Here is a 9,681-nt window from a genome sequence, read left to right as displayed (position 1 = left end):
CATTCAAAGTGCAAGAGCTGCTCGACTCCGTAAAGTCGCTGTCCACCAGGGAGCGCAAGGCATTGGCAGCCTTGCTCAAGCGCCAGGGTGTCAACCTCTACGGGGTCACCCCGATCTTCAGAAGGGAATCTGCGGACGGGGCAGCGCTTTCATACGCACAGCAGCGCCAGTGGTTCCTCTGGCAGCTCGATCCGCACAGCGCCGCCTACAACATTCCGGCGGCGCTGCGGCTCAAGGGCGCGCTGGATATCGAGGCGTTGCAGCGCAGCTTCGACAGCCTGGTGGCGCGCCACGAGACCCTGCGCACCACCTTCCGCCAGGAGGGTGACGGCGCGGTGCAGGTCGTCCATCCGCCCTTGCCGCTGGCATTGGCGGTTGAGCCGTTCGCGGTTGCCGATCCGGCAAATCTGGAAGCGGCCATCCGTGCACGGGTGGAGGCCGAGGTGCAGCAACCCTTCGACCTGCAACAGGGCCCACTGCTGCGGGTCAGGCTGCTGGTGCTGGGGCCTGATGAGCATGTGCTGATTCTCACCGTGCACCATATCGTCTCCGATGGCTGGTCCACGCCGATCCTGGTGGACGAGCTGATCCGTCTTTACCAAGGCTTGCGCCAGGGCTCGCCGGTTACCCTGGCTGAGCTGCCGATCCAGTACGCCGACTACGCGTTGTGGCAGCGCGACTGGATGGAGGCGGGCGAGCAGGAGCGTCAGCTCGGCTACTGGCGCCAGCAGCTGGCCGGCGAGCAGCCGCTGCTGGAGCTGCCCGTCGACCGTCCGCGGCCGTCGGTGCAGAACTTCCACGGCGCGCGGCTGGCCATCGATATCGATGCCTCCCTGGCCCAGGCGCTCAAGGCCTTGGCGCGTCAGCAGGGGGTGACCCTGTTCATGCTGTTGCTGGCGTCGTTCCAGACGCTGCTGCACCGCTACAGCGGCCAGGCCGATATCCGTGTCGGCGTGCCGGTGGCCAACCGTGCCCGGGCCGAAACCCAGGGGCTGATCGGCTTCTTCGTCAACACCCAGGTGCTCAAGGCCGAGTTCGCGCCGCAGACCACCTTCACCGTGTTGCTGCAGCAGGTCCGCGAGGCCGCGCTGCAGGCCCAGGCGCATCAGGACCTGCCGTTCGAGCAACTGGTCGAGGCGCTGCAGCCCGAGCGCAGCATGAGCCACAACCCGCTGTTCCAGGTGCTGTTCAACCACCAGGCCGAAAGCCCGGGCATGGCCCGTCAGCTCGGCGAGCTGCAGGTCGAGGGCTTGAGCTGGGAAGGGCAGACCACCCAGTTCGACCTGATCCTCAACACCGCCGAACACGACGGCGGGCTGATCGCGGCACTGACCTACGCCACCTCGCTGTTCGACCCGGCCACGGTCGAGCGCATCGGCCGGCATTGGCGCAACCTGTTGCAGGGCATTTGCCAGGACCACGCGCAGCGTGTGGCGCAGTTGCCGTTGCTCGATGTGGCAGAGCAGGGCGAGTGGAAAGCTGATGTGCAGCAATATCCAGGCACGGCTTGTGCCCATGAGCTGATCGAGGCGCAGGCGGCACGTACGCCTGAGGCGGTCGCCGTGACCTTCGCCGGGCAGGCGCTGAGCTACGACCAGCTCAACCGCCGTGCCAACCGCCTGGCGCACAAGCTGCGTGAGCAGGGCGTGGGGCCGGATGTGCTGGTGGGCATCGCCGTGGAGCGCGGGTTCGAGATGATCGTCGGCCTGCTGGCGATCCTCAAGGCGGGTGGCGCCTATGTGCCGCTGGATCCGGAATACCCGCAGGACCGCCTGAGCTACATGATGGAAGACAGCGGTATTCAACTGTTGCTGACGCAAGGTCACCTGCTGGCGAATCTGCCCGTGCCGACGCAGGTCCGCAGCCTGAAGCTGGAAGACGATCTGGCTGGCTACAGCGATGAGAACCCTGCGCACCTGACTCAGCCGGACAATCTGGCCTACGTCATCTACACCTCGGGCTCGACCGGCAAGCCGAAAGGCACGCTGCTGCCGCACCACAACCTGCTGCGCCTGTTCAAGGCGACCGATGCCTGGTTCGGCTTCGGTCCGCAGGATGTATGGACGCTGTTCCACTCCTACGCCTTCGACTTCTCCGTGTGGGAGATCTTCGGCGCGCTGCTGCATGGTGGTCGTTTGGTGATCGTGCCGCGTGAAACCACGCGTTCGCCTGAAGACTTCCACCAGTTGCTGGTGGAGCAGGGCGTGACCGTGCTCAACCAGACCCCGTCGGCGTTCAAACCGCTGATGCGGGTGGCTTGTGACAGCTCTGCCGATCTGGCGCTGCGTTACGTGATTTTCGGCGGCGAAGCCCTGGATGTGGCGGCGTTGCAACCGTGGTTCGAGCGTTTCGGCGAGGACTGCGACAGCCTGATCAACATGTACGGCATCACCGAGACCACGGTCCATGTGACCTACCGGCCGATTCGCTTCGCCGACACCCAGCAGTCGGGCAGCCCGATCGGTGCGGCGATCCCGGACCTGTCGATGTACGTGCTGGATGCCGACTTCAATCCGGTGGCCAAGGGTTGCACGGGTGAGCTGCACGTCGGCCACGCCGGCCTGGCCCGTGGTTACCACAACCGTGCCTCGCTGACCGCCGAACGCTTCGTACCGGATCCGTTCTCCAGCGAAGGCGGGCGCCTGTACCGCACCGGCGACCTGGCCCGTTATCGCGGCCAGGAAGTGATCGAATACGTGGGCCGGATCGACCATCAGGTGAAGATCCGTGGCTTCCGTATCGAACTGGGCGAAATCGAGGCGCGCCTGCAAGAACATGCCGCCGTACGCGAAGTGCTGGTGCTGGATATCGACGGGGCAGGGGGCAAGCAACTGGCGGCTTACCTGATCGCTCAAGACGAAAATGCAGACCACGCAGCGTTGCGTGACATGCTGAAACAGCACCTGAAAGCCAATCTCCCGGACTACATGGTTCCGACTCATTTCCTGGTGCTGGAACAGTGGCCGCTGACCGCTAACGGCAAGCTGGACCGCAAGGCCCTGCCGAAACCGGACGCCAGCCAGCTGAAACAAGGCTACGTGGCCCCACGTACGGAGCTGGAGCAACAACTGGCCGCGATCTGGAGCGAAGTGCTGAAGGTCGAGCAGGTCGGCCTGCACGACAACTTCTTCGAACTCGGCGGCCATTCGTTGCTGGCCACCCAAGTGACCTCGCGGATCCGCCAGCGCTTGGAGCTGGAAGTCCCGCTGCGCAGCCTGTTCGAGTCCGCCGACCTGCAGGCCTTTGCCCAGGCCGCAGGCCAAGGTTCGGCCAGCCAGGCGCCGGCGTTTACTGTCGTGGACCGCAGCCAGCCGCTGCCGCTGTCCTACGCCCAGCAACGCCAGTGGTTCCTCTGGCAGTTGGAGCCGGACAGCGCCGCCTACAACATCCCTTCGGCCCTGCGCCTGAAGGGCGAGCTGAACATCGAGGCCCTGCGCAGCAGCTTCGCCGCGCTGATTGCTCGTCATGAAACCCTGCGCACCACCTTCCATCAGGAAGGCGACCAAGCCTGGCAGCGCATCCACCTGGCCAGCGACTTCGACCTGGTTGTCGAAACGGTCAGCGCTGAAGCCCTGCAGGCACGTATCGTCGAGGAAACCGCCCAGCCATTCGACCTGGAGCACGGCCCGCTGCTGCGCGCCCGCCTGCTGCGCCTGGCCGCCGACGAGCATGTGCTGGTGCTGACCCTGCACCATATCGTCGCCGACGGCTGGTCGATGCCGGTCATGGTCGATGAAGTGGTGCGCCTGTATGCCGCTCATTGTCAGGGCATTACCCCGCAACTGCCGGCCCTGGCGTTCCAGTACGCCGACTATGCGGCCTGGCAGCGCCAGTGGATGGAAGCCGGCGAGCAGGCTCGCCAGCTCGACTACTGGCGCCGACAGTTGGGTGATGAGCAACCGTTGCTGGAGCTGCCGACCGACCGTCCGCGGCCCCTGCAGCAGAACCACGCCGGCGCCCGCCTGGACATCCGTCTGGAGCGCGAGCTGGTCGAGGCCCTCAAGGCTACCGCACGGCAACAGGGCGTGACCCTGTTCATGCTGCTGCTGGCCTCGTTCCAGACACTGCTGCACCGTCTCAGTGGTCAATCGCAGGTGCGCGTCGGCGTGCCGGTGGCCAACCGCAACCGGGCCGAGACCGAGGGCCTGATTGGCTTCTTCGTCAACACCCAGGTGCTCGACGCACGCTTTGACCTGCGCACCACTTTCGCCGAGCTGCTGCAACAGGTCCGCCAGACCGCCGTGCAGGCTCAGGCGCACCAGGACCTGCCGTTCGAACAACTGGTCGAGGCGCTGCAGCCCGAGCGCAGCATGAGCCACAGCCCGCTGTTCCAGGTGTTGTTCAACCACAAGGCGGAAAATTCCGGCATGGCCCAGGAGCTGGCCGGGCTTCGGATCGAGGGGCTGGACTGGGAAGAGCGCACCGCCCAGTTCGACCTGGTGCTCAACACGGTCGAGCATGGCGCCGGGCTGAGCGCCATCCTGAGCTATGCCACCGCGTTGTTCGACCCGGCCACGGCCGAGCGTCTGGGTGGGTACTGGCGCAACCTGCTGCAGGGCATCTGCCAGGACAGCGGCCAGCGCGTGGCGCAGTTGCCGTTGCTCGATGCGGCAGAGCTGGTCGAGCTGCAAGCGGATGTGCAGCGTTATCCAAGCGCCGAGTGCGCTCATGTGCTGATCGAGGCGCAGGCGGCACGTACGCCTGAGGCGATTGCCGTGGCCTTCGCCGGGCAGGCGCTGAGCTACGACCAGCTCAACCGCCGCGCCAACCGCCTGGCCCACAAGCTGCGCGAGCAGGGCGTGGGGCCGGATGTGCTGGTGGGCATCGCCGTGGAGCGCGGCTTCGAGATGATCGTCGGCCTGCTGGCGATTCTCAAGGCCGGGGGCGCCTATGTGCCGCTGGATCCGGAGTACCCGCAGGATCGCCTGAGCTACATGATGGAAGACAGCGGTATTCAACTGCTGCTGACGCAAGGTCACTTGCTGGCTGATTTGCCTGTGCCGGCGCAGGTCCGCAGCCTGAAGCTGGAAGACGATCTGGCTGGCTACAGCGATGAGAACCCTGCGCACCTGACTCAGCCGGATAACCTGGCCTACGTCATCTACACCTCGGGCTCCACCGGCAAGCCGAAAGGCACGCTGCTGCCGCACCACAACCTGCTGCGCCTGTTCAAGGCCACCGATGCCTGGTTCGGCTTCGGCCCGCAGGATGTGTGGACGCTGTTCCACTCGTACGCCTTCGACTTCTCGGTGTGGGAGATCTTCGGTGCGCTGCTGCACGGCGGTCGCCTGGTGATCGTGCCGCGTGAAACCACGCGTTCGCCGGAAGACTTCCACCAACTGCTGGTGGAGCAGGGCGTGACCGTGCTCAACCAGACCCCGTCGGCGTTCAAGCCGCTGATGCGAGTGGCCTGTGACAGCGCTGATGATCTGGCACTGCGCTACGTGATCTTCGGTGGCGAGGCTTTGGACGTTGCTGCACTGCAACCGTGGTTCGAGCGTTTCGGCGAGGACTGCGACAACCTGATCAACATGTACGGTATCACCGAGACCACGGTCCACGTGACCTACCGGCCGATCCGCTTTGCTGATACGCAACAGCCGGGTAGCCCGATCGGTGCGGCGATCCCGGACCTGTCGATGTATGTACTGGATGCCGATTTCAATCCGGTGGCCAAGGGTTGCACGGGTGAGCTGCACGTCGGCCATGCCGGTCTGGCCCGTGGTTACCACAACCGCGCTTCGCTGACTGCCGAACGCTTCGTGCCGGATCCGTTCTCCAGTGAAGGCGGACGTCTGTACCGCACCGGCGACCTGGCCCGTTATCGCGGCCAGGAAGTGATCGAATACGTGGGCCGGATCGACCATCAGGTGAAGATCCGTGGCTTCCGTATCGAACTGGGCGAAATCGAGGCGCGCCTGCAAGAACATGCCGCCGTACGCGAAGTGCTGGTGCTGGATATCGACGGGGCAGGGGGCAAGCAACTGGCTGCCTATCTGATCGCTCAGGATCCATCCGCCGATCACGCAACGCTGCGTGACACGCTGAAGCAGCACCTGAAAACCAACCTGCCGGACTACATGGTTCCGACGCACTTCCTGGTGCTGGACCAGTGGCCGCTGACCGCCAACGGCAAGCTGGACCGCAAGGCCCTGCCCAAGCCGGACGCCAGCCAACTGCAACAAGGCTACGTGGCCCCGCGTACGGACCTGGAGCAGCAACTGGCGGCAATCTGGAGCGAAGTGCTGAAGGTCGAGCAGGTCGGCCTGCTCGACAACTTCTTCGAACTCGGCGGTCACTCGCTGCTGGCCACCCAGGTAACCTCGCGCATCCGCCAGCGCTTGGACCTGGAAGTCCCGCTGCGCAGCCTGTTCGAGTCCGCCGACCTGCAGGCTTTCGCCCAGGCTGCCGGCCAGGGTTCGGCCAGCCAGGCGCCGGCATTCACGATTGTGGATCGCAACCAACCGCTGCGGCTGTCCTACGCCCAGCAACGCCAGTGGTTCCTCTGGCAGCTGGAGCCTGAAAGCGCCGCCTACCATATCCCCGCAGCCCTGCAACTGAAGGGCCGGATCAACCTGGAGGCGCTGCGCCAGGCCTTCGAAGCCCTGGTCGCGCGGCATGAGAGTCTGCGTACCATCTTCGAGCAGCTCGGTGGCGAGGCGCGGCAGCATATCCAGGCGCCCGCGACCTTCACCCTGGTGATGGAGTCGCTGCAGGACACCTCCACCGAGGCGGTCCGCGAACGCGTGGCCCGCGAGATCCAGCGCCCCTTCGACCTGACCCAGGGGCCGCTACTGCGGGTGCGCCTGCTGCGCCTGGCCGAGGACGAGCATGTGCTGGTGCTGACCCTGCACCATATCGTCGCCGATGGCTGGTCGATGCCGATCATGGTCGATGAGGTGGTGAGCGCCTACCTGGCCTTGAGCCAGGGCCGCCAACCCGAGCTGCCGGCCCTGGCCGTGCAGTACGCCGACTATGCCGCCTGGCAGCGCCAATGGATGGCGGCCGGCGAGCAGGCCCGCCAGCTCGATTACTGGCTGGCCCAGCTGGGCGGCGAGCACTATGTGTTGCAACTGCCCACCGATCACCCGCGTCCCACCGTGCAGAGCCACGCCGGACGCAGCCTCGCCATCGAGGTACCGGCGCCGCTGGTCCAGGCCCTGAAGGCCCAGGCGCGCCAGCAAGGGGTGACGCTGTTCATGCTGCTGCTGGCCTCGTTCCAGAGCCTGCTGCACCGCCAGACCGGGCAGGCCGACATCCGCGTCGGCGTGCCGATCGCCAACCGCACCCGGGCCGAGACCGAGGGGCTGATCGGCTTCTTCGTCAACACCCAGGTGCTCAAGGCGCAGTTCGAGCTGCACACGACCTTCAGCGAGCTGCTGCAGCAGGTCAAGCACACCGCGCTGCAGGCCCAGGCCCACCAGGACCTGCCGTTCGAGCAACTGGTCGAGGCGCTGCAGCCAGAGCGCAGCCTGAGCCACAACCCGCTGTTCCAGGTGATGTTCAACCACCAGGCCCAGCGCCCGGACCAGGCCCGCGAGTTGCCGGGCTTGAGCATCGAAGGCCTGAGCTGGGGCAACCCCACGGCGCATCTGGACCTGGCCCTGGACACCTTCGAAAGCGAGGATGGCCTGGGTGCGACCCTGACTTACGTCAGCGACCTGTTCGAGCACGCCACCATCGAGCGCATGGCCGCGCTTTGGCTCAACCTGTTGCAGGCGGTCAGCACCCAGCCGGCCCAGCGCATCGTCGAGCTGCCGCTGCTGGACGCGGCGCAGCGCCAGACCATCCTTGAGCAATGGAGCCGGCACGAGGCGGTCTACCCCGACCAGCGCACCGTGCAGCAGCTGATCGCCGACCAGGCCGCGCGCACGCCGCAGGCCACGGCGCTGATCTGCGAAGGGCAGCAGCTCAGCTACCAGGCCCTGGACCAGCGCGCCAACCAGCTGGCCCACCGCTTGCGCCAGGAAGGCATCGGCCCGGACGTGCGCGTGGGCATCGCCCTGCCGCGCAGCCTGGACATGGTGGTCGGTCTACTGGCGGTGCTCAAGGCCGGCGGCGCCTATGTGCCGCTGGACCCCGACTACCCGCACGAGCGCCTGGCCTACATGATGGATGACAGCGGCATCGTCCTGCTGCTTGGCCACAGCACGCAGTTGCAAGGCCTGGCGGTGGCGCCGCAGGTGCGCTGCCTGTGCCTGGACAGCGAACCCCTCGACGCCTGGCCAAACCATGCGCTGCCTGAACTGGGCGACCCCGACAACCTGGCGTACATCATGTACACCTCCGGCTCCACCGGCCGCCCCAAGGGCGTGGGCATCAGCGCCGCGGCCCTGAGCCGGCACGCCCATGTCGCCAAGGGCTTCTGCGGGCTGTCGGCGGCCGACCGGGTGCTGCAGTTCTCCACCTTCAACTTCGACGCCTTCGTCGAGCAGCTGTACCCGGCGCTGATCTGCGGCGCCAGCGTGGTGGTGCGTGGCCCGACGCTGTGGGACAGCGAGACCTTCTACCGCGAAGTGGTGACCCACGGCATCACCTTCGCCGACCTGCCGACCGCCTACTGGCACCTGCTGGCCAAGGACTTCGCGGCCAAGGGCCCGCGGGACTACGGCCAGCTGCGGCGCATCCACATGGGCGGCGAGGCCATGGCCGCCGATGCGGTGCTGGCCTGGCAACAGGCCGGGCTTGGCCATGTGCGTCTGCTCAACACCTACGGGCCGACCGAGGCCACCGTCAGTGTCATGAGCCATGACTGCAGCGCCTATGTCACCGGCGAGCAGCCCCTGCCGGTGCAGATCCCGATCGGCAAGGCCCTGGCCGGCCGCTCGATCCACCTGGTGGACGCCGACGGTGACCTGGCCCTGCCTGGGGCCATCGGCGAACTGCTGGTCGGTGGCGAATTGCTTGCCCGCGGCTATCACAACCGCCCGGGGTTGACTGCCGAGCGCTTCATCCCCGATCCGTTCGCCAGCACACCGGGTGGGCGTCTATACCGTACCGGCGACCTGGCGCGCTACCGCGAGCAGGGTGTGGTCGAGTATGCCGGGCGCATCGACCATCAGGTGAAGATCCGCGGCTTCCGTATCGAACTGGGCGAGATCGAGGCACGTCTGCGCGAGCACCCGGCAGTGCGCGAGGTGCTGGTGGTCGATATCGATGGCCCGGGCGGCAAGCAGCTGGCCGCCTACCTGGTGCCCGACGCGATGCCCGAGGAGGACGCTGGCCTGCGCGCCGAACTGAAGGCGCACCTGGGTGCCAGCCTGCCGGACTACATGGTGCCGATGTACCTGGTGCTGCTCGAGCGCATGCCGCTGCTGCCCAACGGCAAGCTCGACCGCAAGGCGCTGCCGGCCCCCGATACCCGTCAGGCGCAGTCGGCCTACGTGGCCCCGGTCAGCGAGCTGGAACAGCAGCTGGCGGCGCTCTGGGCCGAGGTGCTGGAGGTCGAGCGGGTGGGCCTGATGGATGACTTCTTCGAGCTGGGCGGGCATTCGCTGCTGGCGGCCCAGCTGATTTCCAAGATCAACTCGGGCCTGGGGATCGACATCCCGCTGCGCCTGCTATTCGAGAAACCGCAATTGAATGATTTTGCCCAGGCCTGTGCCTCCACCGGCCTGTCGTTGAGCGAGGACGGCTTGTCCGATATCGAAAGAATGATGAATGAAATGGCGGGCGTCTGAG

Annotated in this window: 1 pseudogene; it reads left to right on the top strand. The window is 66.3% G+C overall.

Annotation, left to right across the window (positions count from 1 at the left end):
• Window positions 1-8: 8 nt before the first annotated feature.
• A pseudogene (locus AC0MAZ_RS18380) lies at window positions 9-9,680 on the top strand (amino acid adenylation domain-containing protein); the annotation flags it as partial.
• Window position 9,681 lies beyond the last annotated feature (1 nt).

The sequence above is a fragment of the Pseudomonas sp. A genome (assembly GCF_056270345.1).
The sequence above is the reverse complement of the archived record's forward strand: the minus strand, read 5'-3'. Positions and strand labels throughout refer to the sequence as shown.